Genomic DNA, 17,433 nt, shown 5'->3' on the forward strand with positions numbered 1-17,433 from the left:
AGTTTGGGGCAGGCAGTGAAACAGACGCACGTTTACCTGCTCTTGCTGCCTGCCCTGCTTTTTTTGCTCATTTTTACGCATTACCCGGCCGTTAGTACCGTCATAGACAGCTTTATGTCGACGCCTAAAGCCGGTCGTGGTGCTGTTTTTATCGGCACTCAAAACTATCAGATCATGATAGATGACCCCGTCTTCTGGCGGTCGTTACGTAATAACCTTTGGTTCGCAGCCGTTACGATCCCGCTGTCGATTGCGCTGTCTCTGGCGATGGCTTTGTGGGTAAATCAAAAAATGGCAGGGCAGTGGTTTTTACGTACATCTTTCTTTTTACCCACGATTTTGCCCATGATTGCGGTTGCCAATATCTGGATATTCTTTTACACCCCAGGCTACGGGCTTTTGAATCAAATACTTCAAGTTTTGGGGTGGACAGGGCAGAATTGGCTCGGAGACCCACGGTTCGCCCTAGGCGCTGTCATCATTGTGGCTATCTGGAAAGAAGCTGGATTTTTTATGATTTTCTATTTAGCGGCCTTGCAAGGTTTGAGCCCCGTTTATCGCGAGGCAGCCGATATTGAAGGGGCAAGTACTTGGTATTTTTTCAGACGCATTCAGTGGCCGCTGTTGATGCCAACGACGATATTTGTGTTCATTAATGCCGTCATTGACGCTTTTAGAATGGTCGATCACATCATTGTGATGACCCATGGTGGTCCGGACAACGCCTCTTCGGTGTTGCTCTATTTTCTCTACCAAGTTGGGTTTCAGTTCTGGGATCAGGGATACGCGTCGGCCTTGACGGTTGTTTTGCTTTTTGTGCTCGCGCTGATCGGCGTATTTCAGTTTTTTACGCTCGACCGCAAGGCGCACTATCAATGAATGCAAGCGCATCCTGGTCAGTGTCTCATCGGCTGTCGCTGGTCGGGGCGTGGTTGCTTGCCATTGTGTGGATATGTCCTTTGCTTTACGCAGTCTGGGCGGCAATTCACCCAAGTGAGTTTGCCACGCATTTGATTCTATTTGCACCATTGACCTTTGATCATTTTATTCAAGCCTGGGAGGCGGCTCCCTTTGCGAGATATTTTTTGAATACGACCTTACTGGTGAGCATGATTCTGATTGTTCAGTTGATGATTTGCACGCTTGCAGCCTACGCCTTTGCGAGGTATGAATTTGTAGGCAAAAACGTTTTGTTCGCCCTGGTCTTGGTGCAATTGACCGTGATGCCAGAGATTCTCATCGTTAAAAACTATCAAACTTTGACGACGATGGGGTTAGTCGACACCCTGTTCGGGATCGGTTTGCCCTATTTTGCGTCGGCATTTGCAATATTTTTGTTGCGCCAAACTTTCAAAACCATTCCCAAAGAACTGGTCGAAGCGGCAGAAATGGAGGGGGCTAATGCGATGCAGGTACTCAGGCATGTCTATATCCCACTTGCGAAGCCCACTTTTTTGGCGTTTTCCCTGATATCCGTTAGCTATCACTGGAACAACTTCCTTTGGCCATTGGTCGTGAGCAACTCAGTCACCTCACGCCCCTTAACGGTTGGTTTGCAGCTGTTCTCCTCGACAGATCAGGGGATCGATTGGTCTATTATTACTGCGGCAACCCTTCTGTCGTGTTCGCCTCTATTGGTTGGTTTTTTGATTTTTCAGCGTCAGTTTGTTCAATCATTCATGCGTGCGGGGATTAAGTAGCGGCAAATTGATGGCACAAAAATTGCTGACTTTGCAGGCTTTATTTCAATTTAAGGAGCAGTTCAATGAAAGCAATCGCCGTTCAAAAGCCGATGACTCGTGAAGATGTCACTGATCTCATTTATTCAGCCAAAGTGCAAAAAGGCCTGAAGTGGTCTGACGTCGCGACAAAACTCAAATTATCAAAAGAGTGGGTCACGGCAGCCTGCCTTGGTCAAATGACATGTACGAAGCAGCAAGCCACGATCTTAGGCAAACTGTTCGGCCTACCAGCAGAAGCCGTCAATTTGTTGCAAGTGGTGCCGTATAAAGGATCTTTGCCTACGCCCGTGCCGACAGATCCGTTGATTTACCGGTGTTACGAAATTGTGAGTGTCTATGGCACAACGATCAAAGAACTCATTCATGAAGAGTTCGGCGATGGCATCATGAGCGCAATCGATTTTTCTATGGATATTGCGCGTGAGCCTGATCCTAAGGGCGATCGCGTGAAGGTTGTTTTGTCTGGTAAATTCCTCCCATATAAAACGTATTAATAGGGAGCGTGCTCACCTGCCGAATGGATCACTTCTCAGATGAGGTTTTTTCAGGCAGGTGACCGACAGTCGTCATGAGACAATTGAAACGATTGGTGCTGGTTTCCGTTTTTGTTGTTGTTTCGCTGATTGGGCGAGTTGCGATGGCTGAGCAATGGGTGCGGTTGCAGAAGACCCCCGCGGATGCCAACAATCTTTCGAATAGTGTTGCTGTCGACGTCTCGTATTCGCCCGTGATCAACAAAAAGGGCGATGTAGCGATTGTTTCAATTTTAAACAACCTGTTTCCTTACAAAGAAGGTGCCTCCGCGATCGTCGATGTCGAATTCAATTGTAAAAACAATACATTTGGATTCAAACGATTAACTGTCTACACGAACGCGAACGGCAAAGGGCGGCCAGAGACGGTGCCTGATCGCGAAATTGCCAGCGTGAATAATCTGCCTGCGGTTGATGATGATCCTGATCTCGAGATGGCCGAAAATGTCTCTGGTGCGCATTTTGGGGCACTCAAGAAAATCGCGTGCGATGGTGCCACGCCAGATGATTATTTGAAAGCCGCAACAGGCATCGCAGTGCCCGCAGCACCGGATGTGTCAGACACACCGATTCGACCTAATTTCGAATACACAGGGCAGCCCACTTGGCTCAAATTAGGTGCCAATGCGAGAACAGGCGCTCTTTTTTATGACAGTCAGGTGTTCAAAAAAGACAACAATTTAATTGTCAAACTCATGGTCAATCCGGTGCAAGTGGACACCAAGGATAGAGAATCGGCCTTTGTATCCCTAGATGGCCAGCAAGCAGGCCAGTCACTGGTGCAAAGCTTTGAGATCAATTGCGCCGATAAGTCATGGCGAAGAGGCTGGGTTGCTGTATACAGCCAGCCTAACGGTCAAGGGCCCGTGGTCGATACCGAAGTCATGCAGGTGCAGAACGCGCAACCGTATCAAGACGAATTTGAAAAAGCAGAGGGTGCGTTTGCTTGGGCCGGTATCAATGGACGGCCGTTTATGGAAGTGAATTCAAATCGTTTGTTAAATATTGTGTGCTTTCGTGCCCCCGCATCAACCTACTCCACCCCAAGTCCGATGGCTGAAAGCCCGCCGGAGACCCGGTCGATGGCCGGCAAAGGCCTGAACGGGCAAGGCAATGATCGGACTGTTACCGGCGCTAATGTCGTTTCGGTCGTCTATGGCACTGGTCGCATTGATTACACCGGGCAAGAGGGTGGTAAGCCCGTCTGGACGGAATCTTGGAACAATGGCACCAAGTATCGGTTGAGGGAGGATAAAGTGGATGAATGGTCGGTTTATCTTTTCGATCCAGAGAGGTCTGCTCACATTCAGCTTGATCTTTATCGTAAGGTGATGGTCTATGACGATGGTTTGGTGCCGAAAATCGATCCTTATCCTCTAGAAAGCGTGAAGGCAGGGGTCAGGTAGGTGTATTCTTTTGGCCGCAACTTGTCTGGCTGCATCAAAAAATGCTAGAATTTACGACTTCGGTGGATTTGTAAAGAAAGACGTTAAAGCGTCAGTCGATGCACCGATAGCAGCACGACCCACAGCAATACAGATGGCGCATTAGCTCAGTCGGTTAGAGCAGCGGAATCATAATCCGAAGGTCCCCTGTTCGAATCAGGGATGCGCCACCAGAAAAGCAGGCAGGTTATAATCAGTGGATGATTTCCGGTCTCATTCAAATCCTATTTTTTCAGTGTTTAGGCGAGCTGATCTCTAAACTGTGGCTCTCGTCTTTGCCCGGGCCTGTGATCGGGTTGGTATTGCTGTTGTTCTGGTTGATCAAGAAAAAGCGAGTAAATGCTGAACTGGCATTAGTCAGCGATACCCTCAGCAAGTATCTAGGCTTACTGTTTGTGCCAGCCGCCGTCGGGGTTGTTTTATTTTTGCCGCAATTAAAAGAAAACGCAGTGGCAATTATTTGCGCGTTATTTGGCAGCGTTGTCCTGACGATCGCTGGGGCGGCAGTGATCTTGAAACTGTTTAGCGCAGGGACTAAGCCCAGTGATTAATTCAAACTCAATTGTTGAAATTTGGGTTTACTTATCCGGCAGCCCGTTACTGGCGCTATTTATCACTTTAGTTGCCTACCAGATTGGCTTGCTTGCCTATCAGCGAACTCACCAAAATCCACTCGTCAATCCTGTAGCGATTGCTGTGATTCTGGTGGCGGTGTTCATCACCTTGATTGATATGCCGTATGACAAGTATTTTCTGGGTGCACAGTTTATTCATTTTTTGCTTGGCTCGGCGACCGTGGGTTTGGCTATTCCGATCTACCGCGGCATAAACAGTCTGAAAAAGAGGGCGGTTCCACTCGTTGTTGCGCTTTGCGCTGGGGGCGCCATCTCAATTACCTCGGCAGTCGGGATCGCAACCGCGCTGGGTGCTGATAAAAATATTGTCGGTGCCTTGTATTCAAAGTCGGTCACAGCCCCAATTGCCATGGGGATTGCCGAAAGAATCGGTACATCACCCACATTGACAGCCATCTTTGCCGTTTGCACGGGGATACTGGGCGCGATTATTGCCCCTTACGTGTTGAACTTTTTACACATAAAGTCATGGTGGCAGAGAGGGTTTGCAATTGGTGTCGGTGCCCACGGCATTGGGGCGTCAAGGGCATTCAGTATCAATGCCGAGGCAGGCACCTATGCAAGTTTAGCAATGGGGTTGCATGGCATCACGGGATCCATTGTGATACCGATGGTCTACGGATTTTTTAATTGATCAGCGCGTCATAGACGTTGAAGTGCTAAAAAAATTGAGCTTGGTGTGGGAGAGCGACCTTGAGAACGAACACAAAAATAATGGCCAACGGTGTCGAACTGGATGCGTGGTTTTACACGCCCGATCTGCCTTCAGCGCCTTTTCCAACCATTGTGATGAGTCATGGTTTTGGCGCAGTCAAAGAGATGTCCCTAGATCAAACCGCTGATGTTTTTGTCAACGCTGGTTTCGCCTGCGTGGTGTATGACCATCGCAACACAGGGGCAAGTGCAGGTGAACCTCGGCTCGAGCTTGATCCGTGGCAGCAGATCGCGGACATGCGCGATGTCATCACCTGGGCGGTGATGCAGCAACAAATCGACTCAAACCGGATTGGCGTCTGGGGGACAAGCTATTCTGGCGGGCACGTCTTGGTGGTTGCTGCCACTGACCGGCGCGTGAAGTGTGTCGTGTCGCAAGTACCCACGGTGAGCGGCTACAAAAATACGCTGAGAGCCACACCCACCGATAAGTTAGATGCTGTGCTTGACGCGATGAACGAAGATCGAATTAACCGAGCGAAGGGCTTGCCACCCAAACTTGTGCCGATTTCATTAGAGGGCTCAGAGAGCTACGAATGGAGCGAAGTCGCAGGGGTTGGGACCACTTACGTTAATTCGGTCACGTTACGCACCTTGGATCTTCGCATGGCGTATGAACCAGGGATTTATATCCCTCGGATTGCCCCGACACCCCTATTGATGATTATTGCTGACCATGACATGCGTTGCCCGACAGACGATCAGCTGGCTGCGTTCGAGACTGCGCGTGAGCCTAAGAAGTTGCATCTATTCAAAGGTGGTCACTATCAACCCTACAATCTGCGTCTAGCAGAGTGCTCGAACCTGGCAAAAGACTGGTTCACCGAACACTTGATCACACGCGATAAAGGCACTGAGCGGGCGAGCGTTTAATAATGTGGCGGCAATTCGTCTCGTAAGCTTGGCAACTGTGTGTTGCCTTCTGGCGAGGTTTGCCGACGCAAAATACCGATTTCTTGCGCCAGAGATTCAATTTGTCGCTGTTGTCTGAACAGCGTTTGGCTTAGCTGATCAAGCATGTCATCCGCCAAGGATAGCTTTACCTCTAGATCTGTCAACCTCTTATCTACGTCGACATCATCGCCCATCATAGAAGCTCGTCTTGTTCTTTTAACCAGCGTTTGAGGCCGATCCGCGTCGACATGTTGACCATGTCGGCTTTGAGGTCGGTAATATTGCTCATCAAATCAAGCTGCGTTTTTTTCAGATGTGACTTTAATGAAGGTGCTGTGATCGATACGGCAGAAGGTAAGACAAACTCTGCGACCGTCTCGATCTCTATATCGCGTAACGCTCGGCGTAATAACTGGATTCTGTGCTCAAGCAGTTGTATCAGTGCAGGTATTTTTTCTACTGAAAGACTGGCGGTAATTTGCTTTTCAGTAAGATTTGCTTTGGATTGCAGTTGTAGCAATGTAAACAAATCGTGTTGCTCGTAAGCGGTATTTGCTTCGCTCATCAAGCTGGTTTTGTAGGTACGCTTCACAGGATCAGTTTCGCGGTCAGGGTGTAAAGCACTCGCTAATTGACGGTAAATGGCTCTGAGCGTGGCCTTTGTGTCGAAATCGTCCTCAGCTAGGCCGTGATCCACGGCTGATTTGCCGGCGCGTTTTCTGCGTTTTTCTTTGACTTTTTCACGTGCCTCAGCCTGTTTACGCATCCGTTCAATGCTTGCATGCAGCACATCGTCGATATTTTCAAAGTCATCTTCTTCGTCGAGATCTTCACCCATCATCTGCTCGAAATACGATTTGGCCTCATCAGCTTGAGATTTTTCGATTTCGGCTAATGTTTCTTCGCTGTGTTTGTCGTGCAGCAAACGCATTTCAGCATCACCCTTTTGGGCAAATTCTTTAGCGGTGCGACAGATAATTCGCTTAATCTGCCGCTGTTGCTTGGCTGTCAGCCCTTCTATTGAAAGTTTCTCATCCAACATCAGGATCGTGGCCCGTTTCAACCCTGCCTGTCGAGCTTGCAAGGGCCTGACGATGCCCCAAAACGTCACTCGATGCTCGTCGATCAAGGCGCGCAGGGATGCGGTCTTTTCTGCCAAAGACTTGGCCTCGTCTACCAGCGCTGTAAATTCTTGCTGCTCGATGCTGATGGGGCCCGATTCTTGTCGAGTGATGACGATGCCGCTATTCATTCATTGCTATTAAGTAAGATAAGAGGGCGAAGCCCAACACTATACTTGACGAAATGCTTCAGCTCTTTGAAACGAGCGAGCTTTTAAGTCAATCTGCTTAAGTTTTCAGGCAATCAACCCAACCGCACCCAGAAACGCGCTGATCGCCAAGAGCCAGAACATGTTGATCCGACCATGAATCACCAACGCTGCAGCAACCGCAGTCGTGATCCACAATGGCCAATCGCTTGAGTCCGACGCGTTCGCTGTTGCCAATAACCATCCTGAAGCGATCAGCATGGCAATCACGGTGGGGCTCATGCCCTGCTTAAAGGCCCGAACCGATCTCAAATTCTGATTGCGTGATATCCATTTCGTTGCGAAAAACATCATGCTGCAACTCGGCAATAAAATACCCACGAGTGACAAGATTGCCGCCCCTGGTGCAAAAAGGTAGCCTCCCGCATTCATCCCAATGTTCCATCCAAGAAGCGCGACAAACAGCACATTTGGACCAGGCGCTGCCTGAGCAAGCACGACGGAAGCGTTGAATTGTCCATCCGTCAACCAATGTTGTTGCGTGACCAAATACCGATGCAGTTCCGACACTAAACCGAGTGGTCCACCGATGGATGCCACAGAATAAGCGAGCAAATGTTTAAACAGATCCTGCCAGTCTGACCAAGTCAGCACGATTTTTAGGGTGCTGTTCACGGTTTGAATTGCCGGTAAGCAAGAGTGCTGCCTACCAGTCCCAGTACGGCAAGCACAAGAATAGAGTGCCAATGCAACAGCGCAATGGTGGTAAAGCCAGTGATGGCCAAAGCTGCACACAGCGGGATACCAAGGGGGTTGTGCTTCAGCGCTGTCAGTAATTTAATCCCGGTTGCCATGATGAAACCAGCAGCGACAGCGCCCATCGCCCGCAAAGCGTGTGTCACTTGAGGGTAGTCACCGAACTGCGCGTAGGCAATGCCTAAAACAATCACGGTGATCGACGGCACCATCAGCATGCCGGCAGCAGCAACAACGGCCCCTCTCCAGCCAAAGTACTTTGCACCGACCATGATGCTCAAGTTCATGGCGGGCGGCCCAGGCATCGTTCGTGCAACGGCCCACTCTTGAACAAATTCCTCGCGGGTCATCCATTTTTTTTGTTCGACCAGTGTGCGCTCCATAAAAGCGAGTACGCCGCCGAAGCCTTGTAACGCTAGTCGCGTAAAAGACATAAATAAATCACCAAGAGAGCTTGGCGCAGGATGTGTGGGCTGAGTCATTCGGTCAATCAATTGCCTGAATCTAAAGGCATCTTACTGCCCAGAAGCGACCAAATGAAGCACCCAACCTAGTGTCAACGCTGAGGGTATTAACATGATGAGGACGATCGCTAACCTGCCTTTGCCGGCACCAGCGTGCGGGTGATTGTCGTGCGAATGATCTGCATTGCTCATTTGTATTCCCTCTTGAGTGGCTGATTAAACAGCATAAATTAACATTTGATACATGTTATCAAACAACATTCGTGCGAATGTTGTTTGCCAGCTTAAAATAGGTGCTTGTTCGAACCCTCTAACGATCCCCCTCGAATGCTGAGTGCCGCCGTCAAACACTGTCCCTGCGGGTCTTTGTCGCCTAAGCAGACACCAATACCCGTGCTTCAGTGCTGCATTCGTTACATTGAGTCTTTCGATACTGAGCCGGCACCAGATGCTCTGGCGCTCATGCGATCAAGGTATACTGCGTATACCCTTGAAAATGAATCCTATTTGCTCGATACGTGGGCACTTGAAAATCGTCCCCAGAGTCTGGAATTTGATCGCAAACTCAAGTGGCTTGGGTTGGACATCAAACAGTACAGCGTCACGGATGAATACTCGGCCACGGTGACGTTTGTTGCTCGATACAGACAGGACGGACGGGGAGCTCGGTTGCAAGAGACTAGTCGGTTTGTTCGACGGGCAGGGCGCTGGTATTACCTGGATGGTCAGTAAATGAACGCACCGAAGCAGCCGTTATACGGGGTGTTATTCATTTTGGTCTCCACTTTGCTGTTCGCCAGTCATGATGGCATCACGAAATATTTGACCCTCACCTATCCGCCTATCATGATCCTATGGGCGCGCTTTACCATCCAGACTGTGTTGACGGCGGGGATCTTTCTTCCAAAAATGGGCAAAACCATTTTTCACTCTCAACAATACAAATTACAAGCCTTGCGAGGGTTATGCATGCTGATGTCAAGCATGTTTTTTGTCTTAGGGCTACGTTATGTGCCGGTGGGAGAGGCTACTGCCGTCGTCTTTCTTGCACCGGTGATCGTGACGTGGTATTCGGGCAAGTTTTTGCACGAACATATTCAAACAGGGCAATGGGTGGCGGTGATTTCGGCCTTAGTGGGCGTGTTGATCATTGTTCGGCCTGGTAGTGCCCTTTTTACCCCTGCTATCTTGCTGCCTGTGGCGGCGGCCTTTGCGATGGCCAGCTTTCAAATTTTGACTCGGCGAGTTTTGGCATCTGATCACATGATAGCGACCAATTTTCTGACGAGTTTAGTTTGTACCTTGTTATTGAGTGCCGTGGTTGTGTCTTTTTGGCAAACCCCCAACGCTCAAGCCCTCGCCCTCATGGTGGTCGCTAGCTCTCTGGCAACGGTGGGACATCTTTTGCTAACCCATGCTTACCGTTTGGGTTCGGTTGCGTCATTGGCCCCTTTTAGTTACGCGCAGATTATTTTTGCGACGTTGGTTGGTTTTATCTTTTTTCGCTATACCCCGGATGCACCCACGCGTGCAGGGATGGCAATTATCATCCTGAGTGGCGCTGGGCTTATTTGGTGGCAACGCCGATAAATACATTGAGTCACTTTGAAAATTAGCCGATCCACCACCCTTGGCATGGCGGTCATCTGTCTTGGGGCTTCCATCGCCCCTTTAGACTTTTCTGTCAATGTTGCGTTTCCGGCAATGACACAAGCATTTGACCTGAGCACGCAAAGCATCCGATGGGTGGCAGTTTGCTACATGCTCAGTTACGGCGGATTGATGCTTTCATTTGGTTCAATTGGGGACAGGGTGGGGCACCTGAAAGTTTTTCGCTTGGGTTTGGTGCTTGGGGTGCTTGCCTTTCTGTTGTGTGCCGTGGCGCCGACTTTTCGTCTGCTTCTGATTGGTCGGGTCGTCCAGGGCGTTGCCACGGCGCTAACGCTCTCTTGTGCGCCAGCCTTAGTGCTTAAACTGTTTCACGATAGCCGGCGGACATGGGCACTATCCTTATACGGGGCTTATTTTGCTGTTGCGGCAGCGCTCGCGCCAGTCATTGGCGGTGTGATGACAGGCGCCTATGGTTGGCCAGGCGTTTATTGGTTTCGCGTGCCGATTGTTCTACTCGCGTTGATTTGCCTGCGATTCATCCACTTACCCAATCAGACGAATGAGCCCCAGCCCCGACCATCCGGTGATTATGCGGTTTGGCCCATATTGTCACGAGTGACGATTGAAAATAACAATTTTCTCTGGATCAATGTGTCCAGTTTTGTGATTCAGTGGACAGTATTTGCTGTTCCCCTGATGGTGCCTTACTACATGGTTAGGACGCTTGGCTGGTCCTTTACTCAATGTGGTGTTCTGTTGGGTATTTGGGCGACTGGCACCGTCGTAGGTTCGTTTTTTGCGCCCCGACTGGTTAGATTCGTTCGTATACCGTCGATGGCCTTCTGGTCGGCCTGGGTCACGATGTTTGGGGTAGGCTCGATTGCGTTTTGGTCACCAGATGGGTCGCTAGCAGCCATGGTGACTTCTCTGCTTGTTTGTGGTTTGGGATTGGGGGTCTATCAAGTAGCCTACGCCGACCTCGTGGTCGCCGCCTTGCCTGCGCACTCAAAAGGGGTGGCTGGCAGCCTGACACAATTTACCCGCACGATTGGTGTTATCGCGGGGGCTTTCACTTGGTTATGGATTTTTCAGCAAGTCGCTCAAACGGTGGGCGAACATGGGCCAGATGGCACTGGGTCTTTTATTCTGGGATATCGCGCAATTTTTATCATCAGCCCCGCGATTGCTGCGGTGTTTTTGATTGGTAGCAGCTTCAAACAGGGCCTTTGGTTTAAGAAAGACCCATCAGCCCACTCAGATTGAACCAGTCGTGGGTCAAGACCTCGTTGACGATATTCAGCGAAAAAGCGTCTCCATCTCAAGACGCACGCGAACAGCCTCTTTGGTCTTGTCGATCTCAATATCCACCCACCTGACAGGATGCCCCGCGGCCACGTCGTTCTTGAGCGTCACGTGATGCGCTAAACCAATCGGCAAAGCCCCCAGTTTGAGTGAGTCTGCCGCTGGCATGACCTTGCCATAAACCGTATAGCCACCTTCGCCATCGAGTTTTTCGCCCGCCTTGAGTGCTCGTTTAGCGCATGCAGCAACGTCGCCGTGAAAGCCCATGGTCGACCCAGTGGCCTCCTGACGACAGGCAATACTCGCGATCGAAGTACCCAGTTCCAGTCCAATCAGATGATAAGGTTTGTACATGGCAGCGTAGCGGCCGCTCGCATCTGTTTTTAAGCCGTATTGAGAAAAACAGCTTTTTACATAGTCAGTCGGTGCTTCGAACACGACATAAACCCCCCAGCGCAAATCGCGAAAGACAGGTCGTCCATCGCGTTCGATAGATGACACGACCTCAACGTTGCCCTTGTGCGATAAAACGCCCCCATCGGCGATCGGTCGCAGAATATGGGGTAAATCATCCACCCCGCAAGGGGGGAACAACAATCCGTCTGCAGGGGGACGTAAATCACAAGCGTTGGCGACAGCGGCCATTTCGAGCGCTGACTTGGTGCCATCCAAAAATGAATTAAACATTTGCGCGTTGAAGTCGCCAGAGCCCACTTGCTCATCGGTAAAGCCGTAGTGACCCCAAACGGTATCCGGCGTTGATTGGTGATAAATGGGCAAATATTTTGTCCCTTTGCCAGCACAAACCACGTCAAAGCCCGTGGATCGTGCCCAGTCGACCATCTCAGCGATCAGCGCAGGTTGGTCGCCCGAGGCCATTGAGTAAATAACGCCAGCTTCGGCTGCTTTTTTGGCAAGATAGGGGCCCGCGAGCACGTCGGCCTCTACGTTGACCATCACGATATGTTTGCCGTGTTTGAAACACAATAGGGCGTGATGGATACCTGCCGCGGGGCTGCCCGTCGCATCAATCAAAATATCGACGTGACCACTAGCAATCATCCCGTCCGCATCATCTGTCACGAACGTTGAACCGGATTTGCGGGCCTCATCCCACGACTGAGCCTGGTACTGCTCTTTGACCCACCCCACTTTGTGTAAGGCCTCGCGAGCGCGGTCCGGAGACAAATCGGCCAATCCAACCAAATGCACGCCTGGCGTGCGCGGTATCTGCGAGAGATACATCGATCCAAATTTGCCTGCACCAATCAGACCGACTCTGACGGGGTTGCCAGTAGCGGCCCTGCTTTTAAGTTTTGCAAATAGGGACATGTCTAATCTCCTTTGAGTGATGGTCGGCCGATCGATGGTTAATCTCGGTCTGGCTGCGAAGTAGGCTTGGTGTTAATAGGTGTTGAAAATCCGTTGGATTTCAGCCAAGTCTCTTGTTTTCGTTAAGGCAAAAGCAAGCAGAATACGTGCTTTTTGGGGGTTAAGATTGTCTGCTTGCAAAAATCCAGCTGCGCGATTGTGGCTCGGGCCAAAGACGCGTCCGGATCCCGCTCTGGAGGATAAGACAACACAAATACTCTGTGCGGCTGCTTCTTTCATCGCCGTCATATCGTCGGGGCCCAGCAGCCCCGGTGCAAAGGCGGCCCCGACAATCCCCTGTGCACCCGCTGCCACGAATGCACGAATAGCAGTCCCATCGCTACCTGCATAGCTATAAGAGATATCTACCCTGGGCATTGTTTCCATCTCATCGAGCGTGAATTCAGTGTTCGGATACGTTGGCCGCGTTGGTTTACGATAAATCACCACTTGGTCACCGTCCGCATGACCAAGCGCACCAAAATCTGCCGCACGAAACGTCTGCAACCGCCCGTTGGATGTCTTGGTCACATCGCGCGCTGCATGAATTTCATCGTTTAAACAGACCAGTACGCCCAAACCTCGAGCATCAGGACAGGCAGCAACGCGCACTGCGTTATAGATGTTGATGCCCGCATCTGTCGACAGCGAGCTCGCTGGTCGTTGAGAGCCTGTAATGACAACCGGCACGTCGACCTTTAAGCTCAAGTTCAGCGCAAAGGCCGTTTCTTCCATCGCAGAGGTGCCGTGCAGGATGACAATGCCAGCCAGTTGAGGATGCTTTTCGACAAGGTTCTCGATGGTCTGCGCAAGGCGCTTCCAGTGGGGAAACGAAATCGCGGTCGACAAAAGAGCCTCGAAAGGGACTGGGATAATATCGGCGACCTGGTTTGCCTGAGGGAACATTTCCATCATTTGATTTGCATCCAACCGTCTGCCGGTGGCACTGTATTCAAAAAGGTCGAGTTCACCGAGTCCGCTAATCGAGGTGATCGTGCCGCCTGTGCTGATGACGGCGACGGTGGGTTTGTTGTGCATGGGATCTATCCGTTTCAGAGCTTATCGTTGGGTTTTTTATTAGGATAACTCGCTTTCGCGCTTGTACGGCGAGTGCATTAGTTTCAAATTGCCACTGCATTTACAATTAACCCGTTGTTGTTCCAGCTCACGCCATCATTGGGATCTTCTATGAGTCAAATGTGTTATTGGTTGCTTCGTCAGCAAAATCAACTGCTAATTTCGCTCGATGAGAACGGGGTCGCGATGTTCCCTCGGGCGCAACGAGAAGATTTTGGTGACTGGGCAGACCCGATTTTCGTGGGGCACTATCAGGGTGAGCCCTGTTACGCCAGCGATTTTCTTGAATTGCCCTCACATATTGTCGGTCAACTCACACCTGTCCGAAGCTTGTTTAGTTTGGCGGGGCCTGAGGTGTTTGCCTTGGCCGGCAGAGCCACGCAATTGATGGATTGGAAAGCCAATCACCGCTTTTGCGGTAAGTGCGCGACCCCTACAATACTAAAAACCAATGAGTTTGCCGCTGAATGTCCAGCTTGCGGATTGATCTGTTATCCGCGAATCTCGCCTGCCATCATGGTGCTGGTTCGCCGGGGTAAAGACGAATTGCTGCTTGGCCGTAGCCCACATTTCAAGCCCGGCATGTTTAGTGCACTTGCTGGCTTCGTTGAAGCAGGCGAAACGCTTGAAGAGTGCGCTCGTCGAGAAGTGCGTGAGGAGGTTGGTATTGAAATCGGTGAAATGGAGTACTTTCAAAGCCAGTCTTGGCCTTTTCCGAATTCGCTCATGATCGCTTTCTTTGCTGACTATGTGAGCGGCGAAATCACGCCTGATCCTGCAGAGATTGAAGATGCTGACTGGTTCAGTATCGACAACCTCCCGACTTTGCCGGATCGAGTGAGCATTGCTCGCCGATTAATTGATGAAGCGATCTACCGAAGCAGGTCTTAAGGTTGTTGCGCGTATTGAAATTGAGATGATCATCCCTATATAGAGATCATCCAATTCAGGTTAGTTACCTGCCCAACTGAGGGACTAAACAATGCGTTTTGATAAATTGACGACCAAATTCCAACAAGCGTTGGCTGATGCTCAAAGTCTTGCTGCCCACAGTGATCATCAATATATAGAGCCAATTCACGTGTTGATGGCGCTGATGCAAGACGCTGACAGTGGTGCGAGCAGCTTGCTCTCCAGATCAGGCGTTGCCGTCGCGAGATTGATCCCCGCGTTAGACTATGCATTAAAGAGCTTGCCCCAAGTCAAAGGGGCAGACACCACGGTTCAGATCGGACGCGACTTACAGAACTTGTTCACTCAAGTTGAAAAAGAAGCCACGAAACGAGGTGATACCTACATCCCAAGTGAATTGTTTTTGCTGGCACTTGCCGACGACAAGGGTTCGGCAGGGCGTGCTCTGAGAGAGACGGGGTTGCAGCGTAAGGCCCTTGAAGCCGCCATTGATGCGGTGCGTGGCGGTGCGGCCGTGACAGACCAAGAGGGTGAATCCAAGCGACAAGCGCTCGAAAAATACACCATGGATCTGACCGACCGTGCGCGGCAAGGCAAGCTTGACCCAGTGATTGGTCGTGATGATGAAATTCGCCGAACAATCCAGATTCTGCAACGTCGGACTAAAAACAATCCCGTACTGATCGGTGAGCCTGGGGTCGGTAAAACAGCCATTGTCGAAGGTCTTGCACAACGGATCATCAACGACGAAGTGCCTGAGTCTCTGAGAGGCAAAAGAGTACTTTCGCTTGACATGGCCAGTCTGTTGGCTGGGGCAAAGTTCAGAGGTGAATTCGAAGAGCGGCTGAAATCCGTACTCAAAGAGCTTGCACAGGAAGAAGGTAACGTCATTGTTTTTATCGATGAGTTACACACGATGGTAGGGGCTGGTAAAGCCGAAGGGGCCATGGATGCTGGCAATATGCTTAAGCCCGCGCTTGCGCGCGGTGAGTTGCATTGCATCGGTGCTACAACACTTGATGAATACCGTAAGTATGTTGAGAAGGATGCCGCCCTTGAGCGTCGCTTCCAGAAAGTCATGGTCAACGAGCCAAACGTTGAGTCAACGATTGCCATTCTGCGCGGATTACAAGAGCGTTACGAACTTCACCATGGGGTGCAGATCACTGATCCCGCTATTGTGGCGGCTGCTGAGCTATCCAATCGTTACATCACAGATCGCTTTCTGCCCGATAAGGCGATTGATCTGATCGATGAGGCCGCCGCCCGAATCCGCATGGAGATCGACTCAAAACCTGAGGTGATGGATAAGCTTGATCGCCGCATCATTCAACTCAAGATTGAGCGAGAGGCGGTAAAAAAAGAATCAGATGATGCCTCTAAGCGTCGTCTGCAAATTATCGAAGAAGAGCTCGAAAAGCTTCAACGCGAGTACAACGATTTTGAAGTCATCTGGAGACGCGAAAAAGCAGCCGTTCAAGGGACGCAGTCGATCAAAGAAGAAATCGAACGCGCGCGTGCTGACATGGCAGAGCTGCAGCGAAAAGGGCAGTTTGATAAATTGGCCGAGATTCAGTATGGCAAATTGCCTGATCTCGAAGCCCGCTTGAAAGCCGCCGAAGTGTCACCACAAGAAGCAATTGAAAAGCCCAGATTGCTGCGCACGCAGGTCGGTGCCGAAGAGATCGCCGAAGTCGTTTCCCGCGCCACTGGCATTCCTGTCTCAAAGATGATGACGGGTGAACGCGACAAGCTGCTCAAGATGGAAGAGCGCTTGCACAAGCGAGTCGTGGGCCAGGACGAGGCCGTCGGGCTGGTCGCTGATGCCATACGTCGCTCCCGCGCGGGTTTGTCTGATCCCGCGCGCCCGTATGGATCGTTTTTATTCCTGGGGCCCACTGGGGTTGGTAAAACAGAGCTGACGAAAGCCTTGGCTGACTTTTTGTTTGATTCGGACGAGCACATGATCCGTATCGATATGAGTGAATTCATGGAGAAACACTCTGTCGCGCGTTTGATTGGTGCCCCGCCGGGCTATGTCGGATATGAAGAGGGCGGTTACTTGACCGAGGCCGTTCGCCGTAAACCTTATAGCGTGGTATTGCTAGATGAAGTTGAAAAAGCCCATCCAGATGTTTTCAACGTATTGCTGCAAGTGCTTGACGATGGTCGATTGACAGATGGTCAGGGTCGGACGGTTGACTTCAGAAATACAGTCATTGTCATGACATCGAACCTCGGTTCACAACAAATTCAGCATATGGCAGGTCAGGCCTATGAAGCCGTGAAAGAAGTGGTTTGGGAAGAGGTAAAACAACACTTCCGACCAGAATTCTTGAACAGGATTGATGAAGTCGTGGTCTTCCATGCCTTGGACAAGACAAATATCGAGCGCATCGCAGCCATTCAAGTTGATCGTTTGGCTAAACGGATGGCTGAAAAAGATATGGTGTTGGAAGTCAGTGACGCGGCGCTCGCTGAGCTCGCTCGAGGAGGGTTTGATCCCCTCTTTGGGGCAAGACCCTTGAAGCGGGCAATTCAGCAAATGCTTGAAAATCCGATTGCGAAGTTGATCTTACAAGGTAAATTTGGGCCTAACGACGTGGTTCCTGTTGATTATCGTGATGGTAAGTTTGAATTTACCCGTACCCTTCAGTAAGCTGACGAGGTTTTGTATAGGTTGAGTGGCAGAGACACTACAATGGCA

The 17,433-nt window shown here is 50.6% G+C and carries 19 protein-coding genes and 1 tRNA gene; 13 read left to right on the forward strand and 7 right to left on the reverse strand.

Going from position 1 to position 17,433, the window contains the following annotated elements; genetic code table 11:
* Positions 1 to 3 precede the first annotated feature (3 nt).
* The 8 genes from AC1W8Y_RS11880 to AC1W8Y_RS11915 all read left to right on the forward strand — a co-directional run bounded on the left by AC1W8Y_RS11880 (position 4) and on the right by AC1W8Y_RS11915 (position 5,942).
* Positions 4 to 879, forward strand: a complete 876-nt coding sequence (locus tag AC1W8Y_RS11880; RefSeq protein ID WP_482014696.1) for a carbohydrate ABC transporter permease — start codon at positions 4 to 6, stop codon at positions 877 to 879.
* The gene (locus AC1W8Y_RS11885) at positions 876 to 1,700 is read left to right on the forward strand and encodes a carbohydrate ABC transporter permease (protein WP_482014697.1); all 825 of its coding nucleotides are present in this window, start codon (positions 876 to 878) and stop codon (positions 1,698 to 1,700) included. Before AC1W8Y_RS11880 ends, AC1W8Y_RS11885 begins: the two co-directional genes overlap by 4 nt.
* A gap of 92 nt (positions 1,701 to 1,792) precedes the next feature.
* Positions 1,793 to 2,236 carry a cyanase gene (cynS, locus tag AC1W8Y_RS11890; RefSeq protein ID WP_482014756.1) on the forward strand — a complete coding sequence of 148 codons (444 nt, stop codon included), beginning with the start codon at positions 1,793 to 1,795 and terminating at the stop codon, positions 2,234 to 2,236.
* Between the two features lie 74 nt (positions 2,237 to 2,310).
* Positions 2,311 to 3,681 carry a surface-adhesin E family protein gene (locus tag AC1W8Y_RS11895; protein ID WP_482014698.1) on the forward strand — a complete coding sequence of 457 codons (1,371 nt, stop codon included), beginning with the start codon at positions 2,311 to 2,313 and terminating at the stop codon, positions 3,679 to 3,681.
* 135 nt (positions 3,682 to 3,816) lie between these two features.
* A tRNA-Met gene (locus AC1W8Y_RS11900) sits at positions 3,817 to 3,893 on the forward strand.
* Positions 3,894 to 3,920: 27 nt separating this feature from the next.
* Complete coding sequence (locus AC1W8Y_RS11905) at positions 3,921 to 4,271, forward strand: CidA/LrgA family protein (RefSeq protein ID WP_482014699.1); 351 nt, start codon at positions 3,921 to 3,923, stop codon at positions 4,269 to 4,271.
* A complete protein-coding gene (locus tag AC1W8Y_RS11910) occupies positions 4,264 to 4,989 on the forward strand; it encodes an LrgB family protein (protein ID WP_482014700.1) in 726 nt (241 codons plus the stop codon). The genes AC1W8Y_RS11905 and AC1W8Y_RS11910 overlap by 8 nt, the downstream gene beginning before the upstream one ends.
* A 59-nt stretch (positions 4,990 to 5,048) precedes the next feature.
* A complete protein-coding gene (locus tag AC1W8Y_RS11915) occupies positions 5,049 to 5,942 on the forward strand; it encodes an alpha/beta hydrolase (RefSeq protein WP_482014701.1) in 894 nt (297 codons plus the stop codon).
* Here AC1W8Y_RS11915 and AC1W8Y_RS11920 read toward each other — a convergent pair.
* From AC1W8Y_RS11920 to AC1W8Y_RS11940, 5 genes are all read right to left on the reverse strand, one after another.
* Entirely contained in the window at positions 5,939 to 6,160 is a 222-nt protein-coding gene (locus AC1W8Y_RS11920; RefSeq protein ID WP_482014702.1) for a SlyX family protein, read from the reverse strand. The two genes, AC1W8Y_RS11915 and AC1W8Y_RS11920, sit on opposite strands and share 4 nt — an antisense overlap.
* Positions 6,157 to 7,215, reverse strand: a complete 1,059-nt coding sequence (locus AC1W8Y_RS11925) for a J domain-containing protein (protein WP_482014703.1) — start codon at positions 7,213 to 7,215, stop codon at positions 6,157 to 6,159. The genes AC1W8Y_RS11920 and AC1W8Y_RS11925 overlap by 4 nt, the downstream gene beginning before the upstream one ends.
* Before the next feature lie 105 nt (positions 7,216 to 7,320).
* Positions 7,321 to 7,908 carry a chromate transporter gene (locus tag AC1W8Y_RS11930; RefSeq protein ID WP_482014704.1) on the reverse strand — a complete coding sequence of 196 codons (588 nt, stop codon included), beginning with the start codon at positions 7,906 to 7,908 and terminating at the stop codon, positions 7,321 to 7,323.
* A complete protein-coding gene (locus tag AC1W8Y_RS11935) occupies positions 7,905 to 8,471 on the reverse strand; it encodes a chromate transporter (protein WP_482014705.1) in 567 nt (188 codons plus the stop codon). Before AC1W8Y_RS11935 ends, AC1W8Y_RS11930 begins: the two co-directional genes overlap by 4 nt.
* A gap of 33 nt (positions 8,472 to 8,504) precedes the next feature.
* Positions 8,505 to 8,645, reverse strand: coding sequence for a hypothetical protein (locus AC1W8Y_RS11940; RefSeq protein WP_482014706.1), 141 nt, complete (start codon positions 8,643 to 8,645; stop codon positions 8,505 to 8,507).
* A gap of 135 nt (positions 8,646 to 8,780) precedes the next feature.
* On the opposite strand from AC1W8Y_RS11940, the gene AC1W8Y_RS11945 reads away from it, so the two are divergent.
* The 3 genes from AC1W8Y_RS11945 to AC1W8Y_RS11955 are packed head-to-tail and all read left to right on the forward strand — an operon-like array spanning position 8,781 to position 11,327.
* Positions 8,781 to 9,185, forward strand: coding sequence for a YchJ family protein (locus AC1W8Y_RS11945; RefSeq protein WP_482014707.1), 405 nt, complete (start codon positions 8,781 to 8,783; stop codon positions 9,183 to 9,185).
* The gene (locus AC1W8Y_RS11950; protein WP_482014708.1) at positions 9,186 to 10,043 is read left to right on the forward strand and encodes a DMT family transporter; all 858 of its coding nucleotides are present in this window, start codon (positions 9,186 to 9,188) and stop codon (positions 10,041 to 10,043) included.
* A 15-nt stretch (positions 10,044 to 10,058) separates the two neighbouring features.
* Positions 10,059 to 11,327, forward strand: a complete 1,269-nt coding sequence (locus AC1W8Y_RS11955) for an MFS transporter (RefSeq protein ID WP_482014709.1) — start codon at positions 10,059 to 10,061, stop codon at positions 11,325 to 11,327.
* A gap of 33 nt (positions 11,328 to 11,360) precedes the next feature.
* Here the strand turns inward: AC1W8Y_RS11955 and AC1W8Y_RS11960 are convergent, their stop codons facing one another.
* Both AC1W8Y_RS11960 and AC1W8Y_RS11965 read right to left on the reverse strand, forming a co-directional pair.
* Positions 11,361 to 12,698: an NAD(P)H-dependent oxidoreductase gene (locus AC1W8Y_RS11960; RefSeq protein WP_482014710.1), complete on the reverse strand. Its 1,338-nt coding sequence runs from the start codon at positions 12,696 to 12,698 to the stop codon at positions 11,361 to 11,363.
* Between the two features lie 72 nt (positions 12,699 to 12,770).
* Positions 12,771 to 13,775: an asparaginase gene (locus tag AC1W8Y_RS11965; RefSeq protein ID WP_482014711.1), complete on the reverse strand. Its 1,005-nt coding sequence runs from the start codon at positions 13,773 to 13,775 to the stop codon at positions 12,771 to 12,773.
* Between the two features lie 150 nt (positions 13,776 to 13,925).
* On the opposite strand from AC1W8Y_RS11965, the gene nudC reads away from it, so the two are divergent.
* Both nudC and clpB read left to right on the forward strand, forming a co-directional pair.
* Positions 13,926 to 14,705, forward strand: a complete 780-nt coding sequence (nudC, locus tag AC1W8Y_RS11970) for an NAD(+) diphosphatase (RefSeq protein WP_482014712.1) — start codon at positions 13,926 to 13,928, stop codon at positions 14,703 to 14,705.
* Between the two features lie 91 nt (positions 14,706 to 14,796).
* The gene (gene clpB / locus AC1W8Y_RS11975) at positions 14,797 to 17,385 is read left to right on the forward strand and encodes an ATP-dependent chaperone ClpB (RefSeq protein ID WP_482014713.1); all 2,589 of its coding nucleotides are present in this window, start codon (positions 14,797 to 14,799) and stop codon (positions 17,383 to 17,385) included.
* The last annotated feature ends 48 nt before the right edge of the window (positions 17,386 to 17,433 follow it).

The sequence above is a fragment of the Jezberella sp. genome (genome assembly GCF_964834465.1).

Bases quoted from the DNA above. Each gene is read 5' to 3' on its own strand.
- AC1W8Y_RS11945 (WP_482014707.1), top strand. From the start codon at position 8,781: ATGCTGAGTGCCGCCGTCAAACACTGTCCCTGCGGGTCTTTGTCGCCT.
- AC1W8Y_RS11960 (WP_482014710.1), bottom strand. From the start codon at position 12,698: ATGTCCCTATTTGCAAAACTTAAAAGCAGGGCCGCTACTGGCAACCCC.
- AC1W8Y_RS11940 (WP_482014706.1), bottom strand. From the start codon at position 8,645: ATGAGCAATGCAGATCATTCGCACGACAATCACCCGCACGCTGGTGCC.
- AC1W8Y_RS11935 (WP_482014705.1), bottom strand. From the start codon at position 8,471: ATGACTCAGCCCACACATCCTGCGCCAAGCTCTCTTGGTGATTTATTT.
- cynS (WP_482014756.1), top strand. From the start codon at position 1,793: ATGACTCGTGAAGATGTCACTGATCTCATTTATTCAGCCAAAGTGCAA.
- AC1W8Y_RS11920 (WP_482014702.1), bottom strand. From the start codon at position 6,160: ATGATGGGCGATGATGTCGACGTAGATAAGAGGTTGACAGATCTAGAG.
- clpB (WP_482014713.1), top strand. From the start codon at position 14,797: ATGCGTTTTGATAAATTGACGACCAAATTCCAACAAGCGTTGGCTGAT.
- AC1W8Y_RS11950 (WP_482014708.1), top strand. From the start codon at position 9,186: ATGAACGCACCGAAGCAGCCGTTATACGGGGTGTTATTCATTTTGGTC.
- AC1W8Y_RS11905 (WP_482014699.1), top strand. From the start codon at position 3,921: ATGATTTCCGGTCTCATTCAAATCCTATTTTTTCAGTGTTTAGGCGAG.
- nudC (WP_482014712.1), top strand. From the start codon at position 13,926: ATGAGTCAAATGTGTTATTGGTTGCTTCGTCAGCAAAATCAACTGCTA.
- AC1W8Y_RS11895 (WP_482014698.1), top strand. From the start codon at position 2,311: ATGAGACAATTGAAACGATTGGTGCTGGTTTCCGTTTTTGTTGTTGTT.
- AC1W8Y_RS11965 (WP_482014711.1), bottom strand. From the start codon at position 13,775: ATGCACAACAAACCCACCGTCGCCGTCATCAGCACAGGCGGCACGATC.
- AC1W8Y_RS11925 (WP_482014703.1), bottom strand. From the start codon at position 7,215: ATGAATAGCGGCATCGTCATCACTCGACAAGAATCGGGCCCCATCAGC.
- AC1W8Y_RS11885 (WP_482014697.1), top strand. From the start codon at position 876: ATGAATGCAAGCGCATCCTGGTCAGTGTCTCATCGGCTGTCGCTGGTC.